Source organism: Microcoleus sp. AS-A8 (assembly GCA_039962225.1).
GTDB lineage: Bacteria > Cyanobacteriota > Cyanobacteriia > Cyanobacteriales > Coleofasciculaceae > Allocoleopsis.
This window is the reverse complement of the sequence record JAMPKV010000002.1, coordinates 308,126-326,459: the sequence shown is the minus strand read 5'-3', so window position 1 is coordinate 326,459 and position 18,334 is coordinate 308,126. Positions and strand designations below refer to the sequence as shown.

The 18,334-nt window shown below is 43.8% G+C and carries 16 protein-coding genes; 15 read left to right on the top strand and 1 reads right to left on the bottom strand.

Translation table 11 applies throughout. The features are described 5' to 3' along the window. Position 1 precedes the first annotated feature (1 nt). The 12 genes from NDI48_04520 to NDI48_04465 all read left to right on the top strand — a co-directional run bounded on the left by NDI48_04520 (position 2) and on the right by NDI48_04465 (position 14,478). Positions 2 to 1,168 carry a glycosyltransferase family 4 protein gene (locus NDI48_04520; GenBank protein ID MEP0830470.1) on the top strand — a complete coding sequence of 389 codons (1,167 nt, stop codon included), beginning with the start codon at positions 2 to 4 and terminating at the stop codon, positions 1,166 to 1,168. An 86-nt stretch (positions 1,169 to 1,254) separates the two neighbouring features. After that, positions 1,255 to 2,637 (top strand): class I SAM-dependent methyltransferase, encoded by a 1,383-nt coding sequence (locus tag NDI48_04515; protein MEP0830469.1) that lies wholly within the window; start codon positions 1,255 to 1,257, stop codon positions 2,635 to 2,637. Positions 2,638 to 2,673: 36 nt separating this feature from the next. Next, a complete protein-coding gene (locus tag NDI48_04510; GenBank protein ID MEP0830468.1) occupies positions 2,674 to 3,246 on the top strand; it encodes a class I SAM-dependent methyltransferase in 573 nt (190 codons plus the stop codon). A gap of 6 nt (positions 3,247 to 3,252) precedes the next feature. Continuing rightward, complete coding sequence (locus NDI48_04505; protein MEP0830467.1) at positions 3,253 to 3,942, top strand: glycosyltransferase family 2 protein; 690 nt, start codon at positions 3,253 to 3,255, stop codon at positions 3,940 to 3,942. A 9-nt stretch (positions 3,943 to 3,951) separates the two neighbouring features. Further along, the gene (locus tag NDI48_04500; GenBank protein MEP0830466.1) at positions 3,952 to 5,757 is read left to right on the top strand and encodes a hypothetical protein; all 1,806 of its coding nucleotides are present in this window, start codon (positions 3,952 to 3,954) and stop codon (positions 5,755 to 5,757) included. 96 nt (positions 5,758 to 5,853) lie between these two features. Further along, entirely contained in the window at positions 5,854 to 6,828 is a 975-nt protein-coding gene (locus tag NDI48_04495; protein ID MEP0830465.1) for a GDP-mannose 4,6-dehydratase, read from the top strand. 8 nt (positions 6,829 to 6,836) lie between these two features. After that, on the top strand, positions 6,837 to 7,997 hold the full coding sequence (locus NDI48_04490) for a glycosyltransferase family 4 protein (protein MEP0830464.1): 1,161 nt from the start codon (positions 6,837 to 6,839) through the stop codon (positions 7,995 to 7,997). Further along, entirely contained in the window at positions 7,994 to 9,088 is a 1,095-nt protein-coding gene (locus NDI48_04485) for a glycosyltransferase family 4 protein (protein ID MEP0830463.1), read from the top strand. The genes NDI48_04490 and NDI48_04485 overlap by 4 nt, the downstream gene beginning before the upstream one ends. A 534-nt stretch (positions 9,089 to 9,622) precedes the next feature. After that, complete coding sequence (locus tag NDI48_04480; protein MEP0830462.1) at positions 9,623 to 10,372, top strand: winged helix-turn-helix domain-containing protein; 750 nt, start codon at positions 9,623 to 9,625, stop codon at positions 10,370 to 10,372. Positions 10,373 to 10,582: 210 nt separating this feature from the next. Then, on the top strand, positions 10,583 to 11,977 hold the full coding sequence (der, locus tag NDI48_04475; protein MEP0830461.1) for a ribosome biogenesis GTPase Der: 1,395 nt from the start codon (positions 10,583 to 10,585) through the stop codon (positions 11,975 to 11,977). 6 nt (positions 11,978 to 11,983) lie between these two features. Beyond that, the gene (locus NDI48_04470) at positions 11,984 to 12,862 is read left to right on the top strand and encodes a CbiQ family ECF transporter T component (protein MEP0830460.1); all 879 of its coding nucleotides are present in this window, start codon (positions 11,984 to 11,986) and stop codon (positions 12,860 to 12,862) included. A 179-nt stretch (positions 12,863 to 13,041) separates the two neighbouring features. Then, the gene (locus NDI48_04465) at positions 13,042 to 14,478 is read left to right on the top strand and encodes an anthranilate synthase component I (GenBank protein MEP0830459.1); all 1,437 of its coding nucleotides are present in this window, start codon (positions 13,042 to 13,044) and stop codon (positions 14,476 to 14,478) included. 245 nt (positions 14,479 to 14,723) lie between these two features. On the opposite strand, the gene NDI48_04460 is transcribed toward NDI48_04465, so the two are convergent. Beyond that, positions 14,724 to 15,938, bottom strand: a complete 1,215-nt coding sequence (locus tag NDI48_04460) for a transposase (protein MEP0830458.1) — start codon at positions 15,936 to 15,938, stop codon at positions 14,724 to 14,726. A gap of 328 nt (positions 15,939 to 16,266) precedes the next feature. Here NDI48_04460 and NDI48_04455 point away from each other — a divergent pair, with 328 nt between their 5' ends. The 3 genes from NDI48_04455 (at position 16,267) to NDI48_04445 (ending at position 18,268) form a co-directional block, all read left to right on the top strand. Then, a complete protein-coding gene (locus NDI48_04455) occupies positions 16,267 to 16,536 on the top strand; it encodes a PipX family protein (protein MEP0830457.1) in 270 nt (89 codons plus the stop codon). 134 nt (positions 16,537 to 16,670) lie between these two features. Next, the gene (locus NDI48_04450; GenBank protein ID MEP0830456.1) at positions 16,671 to 17,342 is read left to right on the top strand and encodes a YggS family pyridoxal phosphate-dependent enzyme; all 672 of its coding nucleotides are present in this window, start codon (positions 16,671 to 16,673) and stop codon (positions 17,340 to 17,342) included. Positions 17,343 to 17,674: 332 nt separating this feature from the next. After that, positions 17,675 to 18,268 carry a cell division protein SepF gene (locus NDI48_04445; protein MEP0830455.1) on the top strand — a complete coding sequence of 198 codons (594 nt, stop codon included), beginning with the start codon at positions 17,675 to 17,677 and terminating at the stop codon, positions 18,266 to 18,268. The last annotated feature ends 66 nt before the right edge of the window (positions 18,269 to 18,334 follow it).

The following is an 18,334-nucleotide window of genomic DNA, read 5'->3' as shown; positions in this document are numbered from 1 at the left end:
TATGAAGCGAATTGCTTTCGTCGTTCAACGCTGTGGCTTAGAAGTTAATGGTGGCTCGGAATCTCACTGTCTTAAAATTGCCGAGCGGATGTCCAAGTATTGGGATGTAGAAATTCTGACGACTTGTGCATTGGACTACATGACTTGGAAGAACCACTATCCACCAGGATTAACAGAGGTTTCTGGGGTCAAAGTTCGGCGTTTTCGAGTGGCAAAGCAGCGAGATATAAGAGCTTTTAATCGCGTTTCTGAAAAAATTTATCCTCGCATCAAAGAAGCATCTTTAAAGGAGCAAGAAAATTGGATGCTAGCTCAGGGTTCGCGGTCACCTGATCTGATTAACTATGTTAAAAAGCATAAAGGTGATTATGATGCTTTTATCTTTTTCACTTATTTATATGGAACGACGTACTTTGTTTTGCCCTTGGTAGCTGAAAAAGCTTATCTAGTTCCTACAGCTCATAACGAATGGCCAATCTACATGAGTATATGGGATACCTTATTTGAAAAACCTCAGGGTTTTATATTTAACACAGTAGAAGAACGGACTTTCCTTCAGTCGCGTTTTCCCAAGGCAAACTGTGAAGGGCCGATTGTTGGGGTTGCAGTAGAACCACCAAAAGCCTATGATGCAGAACGTTTCCGGCAGCAATACAACGTTGACGAACCCTTTTTGCTGTATGTTGGTAGAGTTGATCCCTCTAAGGGCTGTGATGAACTTTTTCGCTATTTTCTGGAGTTGCGATCGCGTGAATCTGCTCCCAGAAAACTGGTGTTGCTTGGCAGATCAGTTATGTCAATACCCAAGCATCCCGACATTATAGCACTGGGGTTTGTGGATGAGCAGACGAAATGGGATGCTTTAGCCGCTTGTGAACTGTTAGTCATGCCGTCACCTTATGAAAGTTTATCAATGGCAGTATTAGAAGCTTGGACAGTAAGTAAGCCAGTCTTAGTGAACGGCAAATGTGAGGTGTTGGTAGGGCAGTGTCGGAGGGCAAATGGTGGGCTTTGGTATACGAACAAATACGAGTTCCAAGTGGCTTTAGAAAAAATGGATAAAGAAGTGAGATACCAGCTAGGTCTACAAGGAAATAAATTCGTAGAAGAAACTTATAAATGGTCAAGGATAGAACAATATTATCTAGCTTTACTAGATAATATATAATCTCAATATTGAGAAGTGATGTTTAAAATATTGTTTTACTAGCTTATTTTTATTTTTACATTCCAATATTTAAATCAAATATTATCATGCAAAAAGAAAGAATTAAGTTTCTCTTAAAAAAAGTAATAAAATATTTTCCAGATTTTTTTTCGCAAAACATTATTTATTTAAATCCACTTTTAAAATTAATAGGAATCAACATGAAATATATCAATAATATTCGCGATTTAGATTTACAAATTCAACAAGCTGATGAAAGAGCCTTAATTTCAGACGATGAACTCAGAAAAGCATTATCTGAATTTAATTATGTAGTGGACAGCAACTTCCCTAAAGACCCTTATTCTCAAGACTATTATGACGCTCAGATGAAACTCTATTTAGAAATTTCCGAAAGAGATCAATATAGTATTGAGAATGAACATACAGAGTTTGATTTTGAGACCTTAAAAAATAATCCCTTTCCCTACTGCACTAAGAGTCCAACCACTGTAGGAGACCATTTAATCGCTCAAGGCTTTTTAATCAAAACCATGAGCTTACCTCCTCATTCTCGAATAGTAGAATTTGGGCCTGGATTTGGAAACACGACTTTAAACTTTAGCCAAATGGCTTACCAAGTCACGGCGGTAGATTGCGAACAATCCTATCTTGATTTAATCCAATATAGAGCAGAAAAGTTTTCCAATAAAGTTAACTTGGTCAAAAAAGACATGTTGGAGTTTGACTCCAAGGAAAAATATGATGCAGCAGTCTTTTTTGAGTGTTTTCATCATTGTGCTAATCATATTCAATTACTGAAAAATCTCTATGAACTAACGAATGAAAATGGATTGATCGCTTTTGCAGCAGAACCCATTGTAGAAGGCCCAATTCCAGCAGTTCCCTATCCTTGGGGACTGAGATTAGATGGTATGTCAGTGTGGTCTATCCGAAAATTTGGTTGGTTGGAATTGGGGTTTGATTCATCTTATTTTATGAGAACTCTGTTAAGACTCGGATGGACACCTAGAAAATATCGTTCAGATATCAGTCACTTAGCAAATGTGATTATTGCTAAAAAAAGTCACGACTATTACGAACCGAGTGAAATTACACTTCCACCTGATGAATGTAAGACTTGGGCACCCCATGTACCTGATCCAAACCTAAAATTGCGCTTTACTCAAGCGAAATCTGTAATGTCCTGTGCCAAGGAAACTAAGGCAAAATTTATTGAGTTTTGTCTGAGTAACTATGCCCCATTTGCTATGGATGTCAAACTGAGTGCAGGAAGTTCAACAGTGGCTGTTCGTCTGCCAAAATCTTCGGTGAAAGGTATCTATAAAGTACCAATTCAGGATTGGAATGCCCAAATTACTATTGCCAGCAAAACATGGCGTCCTGCCAAAGTTTTGCGTAACGGTGACAACAGAGAGTTAGGTGTAGCTGTACACTATTTTAAATTTATAGACTCGCTTGAGCCATAGACAGTATCTCTTCATAACAAAGACTAATTTTTTAAAATGCCCTATAAAGAGCCATTCTTAGAACCCGCATTGAGATGGATGCGACTCCAAAGAGTCATTCGCCATATACCCAAAAATTCGGTTGTGTTAGATGTAGGGTGTGGAACAGGGGCTACCTTTCTGAGAACCATAGCTCCTCAGCTCAAGCAAGGAATTGGCGTAGACTTTAAGGTAGAAACTGCTAAATTTAGTAATATCCAAACAACACAAGTCATACTAGATACTCATTTGCCATTTGAAAATTCAACTTTTGATGTTGTAACGATGCTGGCTGTGTTAGAACACATTGAAAATGAGCGGCAAATTTTAAAGGAAATTTATCGAGTTCTCATTCCTGGCGGAAAGCTGATTATCACGGTTCCCTCCGTCTGGTCTCAGCCTGTACTTGAGTTCCTTGCTTACAAGTTGAAAATAGTAAGCGAAGCAGAGATCCGAGACCATAAAAGGTATTATAATCGGCAAAAGCTTAAAAAAGTCTTAGTTGAAATTACTGGATTTCAGGAATTTCATCACCAATACTTTCAGTTGGGGATGAATAATTTTTGTACTGTGGTGAAGAGGAGTCAGTAGGTCAATATGAAACTATCTGTCGTTATTCCTTGCTTTAATGAAATTGGAACAATTGGTCAAGTTGTTGAAGCAGTCAAAGCTTCTCCTGTGAAAGATTGTGAAATTATAATCGTTGATGACTGTTCAATCGACGGTACGCGAGAGCTTCTCAAGTCAAAGATAGAATCGCAAGTTCATCAAGTTATTTATCATGGCAAAAATAGAGGGAAGGGTGCGGCTTTACGGACTGGGTTTGCAGCAGCAACAGGAGATATTGTAATTGTTCAAGATGCTGATTTAGAGTACGATCCACAAGAATATCCTCTCATGATTGAACCGATTTTGAATAATCAAGCTGATGTTGTTTTTGGCTCACGTTTTCAAGGAAGCAGACCCCACAGAGTTGTGTATTACTGGCACATGGTAGGCAACAAACTTTTAACGACACTATCTAATATGTTAACTAATATTAACCTGACGGATATGGAAACTTGCTATAAAGCGTTTCGTAGGGAAATTATTCAATCCATCAAAATTCAGGAAAATAGATTTGGATTTGAACCTGAGATAACAGCTAAACTAGCTAAACTTAATTGTAGAATTTATGAAGTGGGAATATCGTATTATGGTAGAACTTATAAGGAGGGCAAAAAAATAGGGTGGAAAGATGGCATACAGGCCATAGTTTGTATTTTTAAATATGGTTTATTCTCCTGATAAAAGCAAATGCTTAAATTTAATCTAAGCCAAAAAAAGATATCTCTATTAGTATTTTTTGTCTGCCTGACAATTTATTTAATAAATGGCAAAACTATTAGTTCGGGAGATTCAATTCCCAATACTGTTTTAATATTTAACTTACTTGAAAATCACACTATTAATTTAGACGTTTTTAGAGAAAGTTACTTTGTAGAACGCGGAGTTTATTACTCTTTTGTGGAATCACAAAATGGACATTTAACGTCTGTCTATCCCATTGGAGTTGCTGTTCTTACTTCTCCTCTTTATTTGATTTTCTATATTTATTTAAAAATATTTCATATTCCTGTAAATTTAACTCATGAAAGCTTTGAATTTTACAGAGTATTTTTTGAAAAAATAGCAGCAGCAATCACCACCGCCATTTCTGTAGTTTTCTTCTATTTGGCTTCTAGTTTCAAGTTTAAGAAAAGCGTTGCTTTAGTCTCGACTTTTATCTTTGCTTTTGCTACAAACACGTGGATGACCAGTTCGCAAGGCTTATGGCAGCACGGACTATCCAACCTTTCTGTAACTATTATCATTTTTTGCTTGATTAAAGCCAATTATACTAGCAGAAGAAACTCTAAAATTGTTATTTTAATTATCGCTGGTATTTTTTGTGGATTCCTTCCAATTATTCGCCCTACAAGTACCCTATTTTTAGTTTCAGCTTTATTGTATTCATTAGTTGTCTATAGATTTTTTTCTATTTTTTTAATTTTAGGTATGGCATCAGCCATACCAGGTTTCTTATGGAATTTTTACTATTTCGGTAACTTTATTGGTGGATATTCTAGTATTAGTGTCCCCTTGTATTCATTTACCGTAAAGACTTTTGTTGAAGCTTCTTTAGGGACTTTAATTAGTCCTAGTCGAGGTATTTTTATCTTTTCTCCTATAATCTTATATTCTTTTCTTGGAGCATACAAAGTATTTAAGCTTAGATCTTATAAAGACGAAAAGCTAATAGGAAGCATGACCTTGGCGGCTTTAGGTCTATTCTTTAGCTACTGCTTTTATATATTTTGGTGGGCTGGTTATTGTTATGGCCCTAGATTTATGACTGATATTCTTCCCGTAACTTGCTATCTCATTAACTACTATATTGATGACTTATCGAACCCATTGAATCCTTTTCAAAATCGGGGATTTATCGATAAATCTAAAAGATTATTGTTTTTGTTAATTTTGATACTTTCCTTTTTTGTTCAGATAGTCGGTGCCTTTGGGGATAAAGGTCTTTACTGGAGCATCACTCCTCTGAAGATAGAGAAATATCCGTCTAGACTCTGGTATATCAAAGACAATCAAATAGAAAGACATACTCAGGCTGTATTTCACAAGTTTTTTCATCCTCCTGTGAAAAAATCTAAATATATTAACGGTCTCAATGGAAGTATCAACCAAGTTACCTATAACGGCAACCAACCCCTATCTCCCAATTTTTCCGTCCCTGCCCAATCAGAAGCCTTGCTTGAAGCTGAGGTTGAAAATATAGGATCATCTCAATGGTTTGGATATGAAACTGCTGTAAAAAAAGGTGAAATACGGGTAAGACTTTTATTTTTAAACAGTAAAAACGAAATCAAAAGCGAACAATATCTTTATGTTTCTGGGACACCCAAAAAATCTGAAAAAGCTAAAGCTATCGGATCTATCGTTTTTCCGGAGCAACCAGGACGTTATCAAATAAAATTTGACCTAGTATCTGATCAAGTTTATATTTTTCCTAAACCACCCGAAGATTCAGTCCATGAAGTAGAAATTCAAGTGAATCCATCAAAAGCCTAGAGGTAGAAATTCCTCTAAAAGAGTTGATTTACAAGGATTTAGTATAGGGTATATAGTTAAAACCTCAGCGTCGCCTGTCAACGCTAGAAAATCCTCATGACTGTCAAAAAAGCTTTAATCACAGGATTGACTGGGCAAGACGGATCCTACCTAGCCGAACTTCTCATCGACAAAGGGTACCAAGTCTTTGGTCTAGTCCGCCGTTCCAGTTCCGGCAACATTAGCCGGATTAGTCACCTTTCGGGTAATGTCCAGATTCTTTCTGGGGATCTTCTAGACCAATGTTCGTTAATGGATGCGATCGCCCAATCCCAACCCGACGAAATCTATAATCTCGCGTCCCAAAGCTACGTTCCCCTTTCCTGGACACAACCCTCCCTCACCGCCGAATACACCGCTCTCGGAGTTTCCCGTTTGCTAGAGTCCATCCGTCGCTGCAAACCGGATGCCAAATTCTACCAAGCCTCCAGTAGTGAAGTCTTCGGTCAGCCCGACGAATCCCCTCAAACCGAACGTACCGCCTTCCGTCCCCGCAACCCCTACGGCGTCGCTAAAGCCTACGCCCACTGGATGACCGTTAACTATCGGCAACAGTACAATCTCTATGCCTGCTGCGGCATCACCTACACCCACGAATCTCCCCGGCGCGGTACTGAATTCGTCTTTCGCAAAATCACTCGTGCTGCTGCCATGATCAAACTAGGTCTCGCCCAGGAATTAAAACTCGGCAACCTGGATGCGCGTCGCGACTGGTGCTATGCCCAGGATGCCGTCTATGCGATGTGGATGATGTTGCAACAAGAAAAACCTGATGACTACATCATTGCTAGCGGTGAAACCCACTCAGTTAGAGAGTTAGTCGAGTGTGCTTTTAACTGTGTGGGTCTAAACTGGCAAAATTATGTTTCCGTAGACCCAGCCTTTTACCGACCCGACGAATCAGTACAGCTTGTTGGCTGCATTGGTAAAATTAAAAGCCAACTTCATTGGACACCTCAGCATTCCTTTGAGCAATTGGTGGAAATTATGGTCGATCATGACCTCAAAGAACTCACTCACACAAAAGCATAGCCATCTTCATGCTCAAGGTTGTTGTTGATGCTACTCCTTTACTTCCTAAACCGAGTGGAGTTGGTTTTTACGTTTATAACGTCATTCGTGCCTTACATACCTTACAAGCTCAAGACAATTTTGAATTAGGAATTGTTTATCAACCGAGCCTAAAGAACTGGATGCAAGGTCGATTATCGTTTCCAGAAACTTTAACCCAATATTCCAATCTTTATCTATTACCTCTTCCCGTCAGATTCACTAATATCTTAGCTACTTTTCCTAACCCGTTCTTAAACTACTTTGAGCAAAAAATGGGTTATCCAGACATCATGCACGGCACTAACTATGCTGTATATCCATGTCAAAAAAGCTTGAAGCTCATGAATATTTATGACCTCAGCTTTATTAAATATCCCAATTATGTTAATTCCATCGTTAGAACCTATACCCAACGAGTTAAACAATCCCTCAAATGGACTGACTTAATACTCACAATCTCAGAAAGTTCTAAGCAGGACATTGTTCACTATTTAAACGTAGACCCAGAACGCATCTGCGTGACTCCCTTAGCCAGTCGTTATGATTCGATAAGCTTAACTGCGGGCTTAATGGAGCAAACCTTAAAGACAGTTAACTATGATTTTTCTAAACCCTATATTTTATTTGTTAGTACAATTGAGCCGCGAAAAAACATTATTGCCTTAATTTCAGCCTTCAATCAACTCAAGCAAAAATACAAGATAGAACATCAATTAGTCCTCATTGGTCAAAAAGGCTGGAAATATCAATCCATATTTGCAGCCATTGAGGATTCACCCTGGCAAAACGAAATTCATCATCTCAACTATTTGTCCGATGAAATAGTTGCCCTATTTTATGCAAAAGCGGATGTTTTCGCTTATCCGTCCCACTATGAAGGATTTGGGCTTCCTGTACTAGAAGCGATGACATTAGGCGCACCCGTCGTTACGTCTAACACTTCATCGTTACCGGAAGTCGCAGGAGACGCAGCCCTTTTAATTGACCCGAATGATCCAATCGCTCTAGCTGAAGCTCTACTACAAGTGATTACTAATTCCCAGCTTCGCAAGGTGTTAATTGAAAAAGGAAAAGAGCGAGCCAAGCTATATTCCTGGGAGAACACGGCAAAAGCAACCCTACAGGCTTATAGAACTCTTATGACATGAGCAATTCCAATCACCATTCTTCTCATCAATTGCTCGTTAACCTATCTTATATTCTGTCGAAACCGACAGGAACTACAACCTACATTCTTAATCTTCTTCCTTACTTACATTCAGTTGAACCAACGCTGCTGACTGCACAAGAGATATCAACTTATTCTTGTGAGTTAGTACCCGCAGGACTAACTCCAGAACAAGGCTTAAAAGGGCATCTGCGCCGTTTGACATGGACTCAATTACAGTTACCTAAGATATATCAACAGTTAAGCTCTCAATTACTCTTTTCCCCCATTCCCGAAGCCCCCCTCTTCACCAAGTGCCGCTACATCGTCACCGTTCACGACCTCATTCCATTGCGTTTTCCCAAACCCTTCTCACCTCTCACCCCTTATTTCCGCTACTACATCCCCCAAGTTCTCACCCAAGCTCAACATATTATTTGTGACTCCATTGCCACAGCCAAAGACATCACCGACTTCTTCCACATCCCAGCTAACAAAATTACCCCCATTCTCCTTGCCCACGACGCCAAGACTTTTCGCTTTCTCGACTTACCTACCAGCAATTATTTCCTCTACGTCGGACGCCATGACTCCTACAAAAATTTGCATCGACTCATTGACGCTTTTGCCGCCCTACCCCATCATCGTTACTACGAACTGTGGATAGCAGGGCCAAAAGATCGACGATACACCCCCATCCTAGAAACACAAGTCAATAAGCTAGAACTCAGCCATCAGGTAAAGTTCTTAGACTACCTTCCTTACAAGCAGCTACCAACAATCATTAACCAAGCGATCGCACTTGTCTTCCCCACTCTCTGGGAAGGCTTCGGACTGCCTGTTCTAGAAGCCATGGCTTGCGGCACCCCCGTCATTACGTCTAACCTCTCCTCCCTACCCGAAGTGGCGGGTGATGCCGCCCTCTTTGTCAATCCCTACAACACGGATGAAATCACCGACGCCATGCAAGCCTTAGCAACCGATTCCGCCTTGCGATCGCGTCTACGCACCCTGAGTCTCAACCGCGCCAGCCAATTTAGCTGGGCAAAAACAGCACAAGCCACCGTCGAAGTTCTTCAACGCTACCTGTAACAAATCAAACAGGGAAATGAACGCTTGGGGACAGAACAACCGCTACTCAAGGGTTGTGAAATCATTGAGAAAGCCGACTGGTTGAGCCAAGAATCCTCCTACCTTGAGGCCGAGGAGTGTCAAGTTGTCAATATATTAAAAGTGATTAATTCCCAATTCCCGAACAACCCATTATTCCAGCCGAAGGTATGGAATGTCGGATCTGAGGGTGATCTATATAGTTGTTTTCTCAAGTGATAGCCACATTACACTAGGTATATGATAATTTTGTAAAAATTCGCCCAATCCTGAGGGTGTAACCAGCCAGTTAGGAAGACGCAAGTGTAACGGGAGGTTTATTCTAAAGTTCAACATGGATTCAAGTATTCGCAGCCAAATCCAAAAATCCGATAGACAGATAGGTTGGTTTTCTTAAAAATATCTGCCAGGTTTATGAGCTTTGGCATAACGATAGAACAGAGAACAACAACTTTCTCCAAAACTATCTACTTCTATTAGCTCACGCTAACTTACACTTTATTGAGACACACACCGATGTATAAGTGGGGGGATTTACGCTTAGATCCTGAAGCTTGTGAAGTCAGCTATCAAGGAAACACCCTGCGATTGTATCCCAAAGAGTATGAACTTTTGAAACTATTCTTTGATTACCCGAAACGGGTATTAAGTCCATCTTTTATTATGGATCGTCTTTGGTCTTTTGATTCAATTCCAAGTGAAAGTGCCGTAAGAGCTCATATTAAAGGATTGCGACGTAAACTCAAAGATGCAGGGGCTGAAAATGTTATTCAAACCGTTCATAGTTTGGGCTATCGTCTTAAACCACTGTCGAAAGAGACCCAAAAATCGGATTCTTCATTGAGTCCGATGCTGATAAAGCTCCTAGCATTACATGAAATTGAGCATGTAATAGTGGATAAAAATTTTATTATTTTGGAGGCTTCTCCAGATGTCAAAAATTTCTCTGATTATCCGTTGGATGTGGTGGTTGGTCGAGAAGTAACTTTAGCTTTTCCGGAATTAATTGGGATTGAATCTACTCTTTTAGAAATTTTAGAAGACCAAAAATCTAGCTTTGATATTAAAGGAATTGCTCGGTCAAAAAATTCTTTAAGACCTGACTACATCAATATCTATGCCATGAGTGAACCAACTGAAAATAAATCCACCCAAAGATTGCTTCTTCTGTTTGAAGACTCTTCGGAAAAAATGATTTGGAAGCAGCAGGTTGTTCAACAAGAAAATGAATCTTATTTATTAATTGGAGAACCGTTTAAAAGTTAATCCCCATTCATCCCTCATCCCTAAGTGGAGCAGTAGGGGATAGCGCAGGGGAACGAATTCCGGAATTGGGGTAATTTCATCCTTCATCCTTGATTCGGTCTTCTCGCCCCGGCAGCGATAAAGTTTGCGGCAACCGCTAGCTACAATGAGAGCGTACCGGCACAAAATTTGTGTCTGGATTTTTGTTCTGCTTGCTCAAGGAATGCGGTTATGGCTCTGCCAATTGTTGCTGTGATAGGACGCCCCAATGTGGGCAAATCAACCCTGGTCAATCGTTTGGCAGGCGTGACCGATGCGATTGTGCATGATGAACCTGGGGTAACGCGCGATCGCACGTATCGCCCCGGCTTCTGGCAAGATCGCGAGTTCTTGGTTGTCGATACGGGTGGCTTAGTCTTTGATGATGACACCGAATTCTTACCCCTGATCCGAGAACAGGCCATGGCGGCGCTGGCTGAATCGAGTGCAGCCATATTCGTCGTGGATGGTCAGGAGGGGCCGACACCCGCAGATGAAACGATCGCGGAATGGTTGCGCCAACAATCCGTGCCTTTTTTCCTGGCCGTGAACAAATGCGAATCACCACAGCAGGGCATTATCCAATCCTCTCAGTTTTGGGAATTAGGATTAGGCGAACCTTTCCCTGTCTCCGGGATTCATGGCAATGGTCTTGGAGAACTGCTCGATGAGCTGATTATGCACCTGGAACCGGTAGAGATACCGTCAGAAACCTCTGAGATTAAAGTTGCCATTGTCGGACGCCCGAACGTGGGCAAGTCCAGCTTATTGAACGCCTTCACTGGGGAAAATCGTGCGATCGTTAGCCCTATTTCTGGCACCACCCGCGATGCGATTGATATGGTCGTAGAACGACCGGGTAAGCCAGAGAAGGAGGGTGAAAGCAAAACCTATCGCCTGATTGATACGGCGGGAATTCGCAAAAAGAAGAATGTGGAGTATGGCCCAGAATTCTTTGGGATTAATCGTGCGTTTAAAGCCATTCGCCGCTCCGATGTGGTGTTAATGGTCATTGATGCCCTGGATGGAGTGACTGAGCAAGACCAAAAACTAGCAGGGCGAATTGCGGAAGAAGGACGTGCCGCTGTGATTGTGGTGAACAAATGGGATGCCGTTGAAAAAGATTCCCACACAATCTACGAACAGGAAAAACTGGTTAAAGACCGCCTGAGTTTTGTGGATTGGGCCGAGATCATTTTTGTCAGTGCTCAGACTGGACAGCGGGTGGAAAAGATTTTGGATTTAGTAGACACCGCCGCTGAGGGACATCGTCGTCGTGTGACCACTTCGGTGATTAATGAAGTGCTAGAAGAAGCCGTAAGCTGGCACTCTCCCCCCACCTCTCGCCAAGGGCGGCAGGGCAAAATTTACTATGGCACCCAGGTCGCCAGTCAGCCACCCACGATTGCTTTGTTTGTCAACGAGCCTAAGCGATTTAACGACAACTACCGCCGCTACATCGAGCGTCAGTTTCGTGAACATTTGGGCTTTACAGGGACACCAATCCGCTTGCTGTGGCGGGGTAAGAAAGTCCGTGAGGTTGGGAATAATATCCAGAGCAATGCCAACCGCGCCACACGGGTATAGAGCCAAATGGATTTACTGCGATCGCTACCCCTGGGGCTGTACCTAGAACAACCCGTTACCTGGCTCCATCACCTGGACTCCAGGGTGAAGTTTATCTGGCTGATGAGCTTTCTCGTGGCTCCTCTGTTAGCCAATCCCTACTGGCGTGTGGCGCTGGTGGCGCTGTTAATTTTGCTCACCCTCTCGGCAGCGATTCCGTTACGCGTGTGGCGTCAGCAAATGGGTTGGCTACTGATGCTGGCGTTTTTTGTGCTGATCGTAACGGCGCTCGCTCCCGACGGCTATTCCATTGAGAGTCAGCCACGACTCCCCCCAAGCTCCCTCACCTTTCCCCAACCGACTGACTACCACTACGTGCTTGGGAAGGCTGGCCCTTTTACCGTAACTCGCCGCTCTTTAGACCTGGCGATTCGCGTCAGCACACTACTTTTTACCGTCATCTACAGCAGTACCCTGTTCCTGCTCACAACGGCACCTGAAGAAATTACGGCGGGTTTAGAAAGCTTGATGCGACCTTTGCGACGGATGGGGGTACCCGTAACGGAAATTACCCTGACATTAACCCTTTCTTTGCGCTTCATTCCCCTAGTACTTGAAGAAGTGCAGAATTTGGTTCGTTCTGTATATACCCGTGCCATCAATTGGAAAAAATTGGGTATCCGCAAAAGCCTGCAAGTGTGGTTACTGGTAGCAGAACGACTGCTGGAAAATCTTTTATTACGAGCTGAGCAAATTGCCAGCGCCATGCTGGTGCGGGGATTTACCAGTCCCAATGAGCATCGGGTACAGTGGCACCAGCTACGTCTACGCTGGGGCGATTGGTTGGCTCTGCTTAGCTTAGTGGTGTTCTGGGGATTACGAGTCGTTTGGGGTGGAGAGATTTAGCTGGAATCGCAAGAAGCCCCACGTATAACGAGTAGATGAGGGAGCTCAGTAGGATGGAGTCAAGGGTGAAGAGAACATGATTTATCTTCTGACCTTCCTTTGGCCTTGTTTTCCACCGATAGCTCGAAGAGTTGACCGACGCTCTCATCCATAGTCCCCAGTCCCTCTTTCCCAAGTGAATGTCCCAGATGCATGACTTGCAGCCCTGGTATTGGCGATCGCTACCCCTAGAACATCGCACCGGTTCTCAGGTATTTGACCGTCTATTTCGCCATAACGGTAAAATTGCCACCCTTCTTGAAAGCCCCTACCCTACCCCTGTCGATCAACCCCAGTTAGCTCGATACTCTATCTGTGCAGGAATGCCCCGTATCCAGCAGGGATGCGCCCAAATGTGGACTCCACCTGTTGGCGAAATCCTACCGTTCCTGCGTCATTTGCCTTGCTCTCAAAGCAAGGGAGACATGAGCACAGAACCCGAAAATTCGCTTCTACCTCCTCACCTGCCGTTTACTGGGGGTTGGCTCGGTTGGCTGGGCTACGATCTGGCCTGGGAAATTGAGCAGCTACCTCGATTAAAACCTGATCCCCTAACGTTTCCCGTTGCTTTTTGGTATGAACCCGTTGCGTTTGCTGTGCTGGATCACACTCAACAAACCTTGTGGTTAGCTGCTACAAATGAAGCCGAACTCGACCTATTACAACAACAGCTAGAGCAAGCTCATAACCTTCCAACGTTCAACCTTCAATCTTCAACCTTTTCATTCCTTAGCTCTCAAACGGACTTTGAAGCCGCTGTCATCCAAGCCAAAAAGTACATTCAAGCTGGTGATATTTTTCAGGCCAATCTTTCTTTAAGGTTTGAGGTAGCTACAACAGCTAATAGCTGGGCTATTTATTGCGCCTTACAGCAAATTAATCCTTCTCCCTTTGCTAGTTATTGGCAAACGCCTTGGGGTGATGTGATTAGCTGCTCTCCGGAAAGACTTGTAGAACTACAGGGACGGCAGGCTCAAACACGACCGATTGCCGGGACGCGATCGCGCGGAGCAACACCCGATCTTGACCAGCAGTTGGCACAAGAGCTAATAGCGAATGCCAAAGAACGAGCGGAACATATCATGCTCGTCGATTTAGAGCGCAATGACCTAGGGCGGGTGTGTGAGTGGGGATCGGTAGCCGTGAACGAATTGTTCACCATTGAGCGCTACAGTCACGTTATGCACCTGGTTAGCAATATTACGGGTACCCTGCGTAGCGACCGTGATGCGGTTGACCTAATTCGCGCCTTATTTCCCGGTGGGACAATCACCGGCTGTCCCAAAGTCCGTGCGATGGAAATTATTGAAGAACTTGAACCCGTCCGTCGTAGCCTGTTCTATGGCTCCTGTGGATATATGGATCAACGCGGTAACCTGGACTTGAATATTTTGATTCGCACTCTTTTAGTGAGAAATCCGGATAGTGCCTTAAATGTGGAGGATAAATCCCTTAAAATCGTTTCGGGTCAAGTTGGAGCCGGTATTGTTGCCGATAGTGACCCAGAAAAAGAATGGTATGAGTCCCTGCACAAAGCTCAGGCTCAGATCGCCGCTCTCAAGATTTTAAACTTTTAACTGAGTCGTCGGGAAGCCCTCCGAAGAGAGTTCAAGCAAGTTCTCACCCCTGTCCGGAACCCCCCGAATGGGTAAATTTAAAGAAGGGTGAGGAGAGTTATATCTAAATGCTCCCCCACAGACCGTATTTTTACAAAAACGGGATGCACCCGCCCTGCCCACTAGGAGGCGACCTGAGAGACGGCTCAGTCCAGCATTCAAGCCATATCGACCCTATGACTGGCTCTGTTTGACACTCGCCCGTCCTAGAAGGACGGGGATTCTTTCGTCACGGGGATTCCAATGAATTTACCCTCACAAAGCATCTTGACCGTGTGTCCCACGGCTGCAAGTCCCCTAACGAGAACTACTTGAGCGGCTGCAACATCTCTATGTGTTGTATAGCCGCAATATTCGCACGAATGAACTCGCTCAGATAGCTCTTTCTTTCCTGTCTCTACAAGGCAATTTGGGCATATCTGACTCGTCTTCTTGCTATCCACCTTCAGGAAAAACACCCCGCGTTTACGGCAACACTGCTCTAATACTTGGAAGAACTGACCCCATCCCGCATCTAAACAGTGCTTCCCTAAAAAGCCACGCGCTAGACCTTTGAGGTTTAAGTCTTCCACAAATATCATCCCTGCCCAATCGCAGAGATTGTGAGCTAATAACCAGTAGTAGTTTTTCCGAGTGTTGGCAATTCGTTCGTGCAGTTTACTGACTTTGACTTGTGCTAATCGACGGTTGATTGAACCCTTAACCTTTCTAGAACACTGGCGTTGCAGCAATTTAAGCTTGCGTTCGAGCTTCTTAAAAGGTCGTGGATTAGGGAACAACTTACCGTTAGAAACCGCAGCAAAATGACTAATACCGACATCAATCCCAATCGCCTCGCCATGCGGCATTACATCAGGAACGTTTACGTCCCATTGCAAGGTGAGCATGGTATACCATCCGCTAGCCCGTCGCACTATCCGGACTTGCTTTAAGGTTGCACCATCGGGGATTTCCCTGGATTGCCGGAACTTAACCCAACCAATCTTCGGTAGCTTGATAGCGCCTCCTTTGATAGGATTAACGCCCATCTGTGGAAACACAAACGATCGCATCGTTCCCGCCTTCCTGAACCGAGGAAAGCCATGCCCTTGCTCCCACATACTGACAAACGCCTGCTCAAGACGCTTCAGCGTTTGCTGTAGAACGTGAACTTGAACGGCGTTTAGTGCAGGTATCTTAGCTCTAGCTTCGGTTAGCCCTTTGCACTGGCTGGCGTAGGTGGGTCTTTTGGTGTCTGCGGGAATGATGTATTCGGACTGGAGGGAGCAAGCATTTATAGGACAGCTGCGAGACTTGAACCAATCCTTACGCTCGGCAAGTGCATAGTTGTAAACACGTCGGCACTGCTCTAGCCAGTCTTCAAGGATGGCTACCTGTGCTGCTTTAGGCTTAAGTTTAAACTCGTAGACTAGATTAAACACTTCCTCACCTCCTTACTATAATACTCTTGAACTATCGTAAGCGCGTTTTATCACAGGTGTCTAGAGAAATAAAAGCCGCCCTAGAAGGGCGGGGCTTGTATCCCATTATTTTCGGTCAATCCCGAATCAAGCGATTATCAGCATAGGTTTCATCGGACTCTGCACTTCTCAATTACCCTAATCTTCTTAACAAGGCAAATCTTGCCTCTCCGTCCACCCCGAATCAAGCTATCATCGGCATAGCTTTCATCGGAGTCAGTACGCCTGTTCTCTATGTGACTCTTCCCAATCCCCCAACTAGGGATGGGTATTTTTAGTTTGGATGTTAATGAGCACCGAAACTTACCTGAATCACCCAACGTTTGGCCTGCTTTATCGAGTTTGCATGGTTGAAGAGAACCAGGAATTATTCACCACTCTCTATGCCCAACGCTTATTCTTTTTGGTAACCACATCTTCCGAAGGGCTGACCTTTGAACCCATTAGCCGTTCCGATGCTCGCCTGTTAGTGGAAAATCGCCTCCGCCAACTTCGTCGCATCGGCTCCTCAGCCGATATTGAGAAGCTTCAGCTTATCCATAAACAAACCTTTCTGTGACCCACTATCCTTTGGCTTTAGCTTGAAATTCAGGGATGGAACCATAATTCTACAAACGACAATCCGACATCCCCCAGCCTCTGGCATGTTCTAGGAGGATAATTGAGTTATCCGCATCTCAACTCTCAAAGCGAATGACTGGTTCCATTGCAGAACGTATTGCCACTGTGCGCGATCAACTGCCGGCAGGTGTCCGGCTAATTGCTGTCACGAAACAAGTTCCAGTGGACGCCATGCGCGAGGCTTACTTAGCTGGTGTGCGGGATTTTGCTGAAAGCCGCCTTCAAGAAGCGGAAGCCAAAATAGCTCAATTGAAAGATTTGCCAGACCTCAACTGGCATCTTATCGGTCATCTACAAAGCAACAAAGCAAAAAAAGCCTTAGAGCAATTTCAGTGGATTCATTCTTGTGACAATCTCAAGTTAGCCCAGCGACTGAATCGATTAGCGACTGAACTGTCATTAAAGCCAAATGTTTGCCTCCAAGTCAAAGTTGTGCCTGATCCAGACAAATTCGGTTGGAGCATACCTGAGCTGTTAGCAGATTTACCTGAACTCGATCAGTGCACGGCGTTACAAATTCGCGGGTTAATGACGATTCTGCCACTGGGATTATCTCCAGAGGAAAGTCTACAGGTCTTTGATCGTACCCGTGAACTGGCTCTCAAGATTGGCCAGCAAAACTGGTCGAATCTTCACATGCAGGAGCTATCGATGGGAATGTCAGATGATTACCTTCTGGCCGTGCAAGCGGGTGCTACCCAAGTGCGGTTGGGACGAATTATCTTTGGTGAACGCATGGCTTAACCTGACATATATGCCCCCCTCGATCTATGGGTCAAGCTATGAGCTAATATATTGCCAACACAACTCTGATGCATATTGTCACCCTTAAAATTGATTGGTATGTCTTGTGGGGTTTTGTACGACTACCTGCTTTTAGGAGGCTGATGTATACTTTTGGTTTATTTTGAGAGGCTTGTCAGGTGTGAGAATTATCAGGGGGCAGACTATATAAAAGCTATCTTCTGTTCTTTTCGCTCTAAACAAGTATCTAATCTATTAGAGACGGCTGCCTCCCAAATAACCGCTAGTCAGATTTTTAGCGTCAAACTTAAAGTTGTGATGGAGAGTGAACAATGAACAACATCTTTACCAAGCTCCGAGATTTTGTGGGTCTCAACGAGCCAGTGGAATACGAGTACGAGTATGAAGATGATGGGGATGCCTACCAAAATCTCTATCAGCAAGAACAGCCAGTTCAACCCGCGCCTCCCCCGGAAGAAGACCGTACAGCGCGTCGTCGCGTCCGGGAGCGCACCAGTGTAGTATCAGAAGCAGGAATGGGATCAACTTCAATGAATAACGTGATTGGGATGCCTGGAGCTGTCAATGGGATTTCGGAAGTTGCGGTGATCGAGCCGCGTTCGTTTGAAGAAATGCCCCAGGTGATTCAAGCCCTGCGAGAGCGTAAGTCGGTGGTTTTAAATCTGACCATTATGGACCCCGATCAAGCGCAACGCGCCGTAGATTTCGTTGCCGGTGGCACTTACGCCATTGATGGTCATCAAGAGCGAATTGGCGAAAGTATATTCTTATTTACACCGAGTTGTGTTCAGGTCAGTACGCAATCTGGTGTGGTTCACGAAGTGACTTCGCCGCAGATGCGTCCTAACCGTCCAGCGGCTCCTGCGCCTGCTTGGGCGTCTGAACAGGAGCGCATGGCTCAATAACAATTACGGAATTGTGGGATTTTAGACTCGCTCTAGAATCCAAAATCCAAAATCTAAAATTCTGTT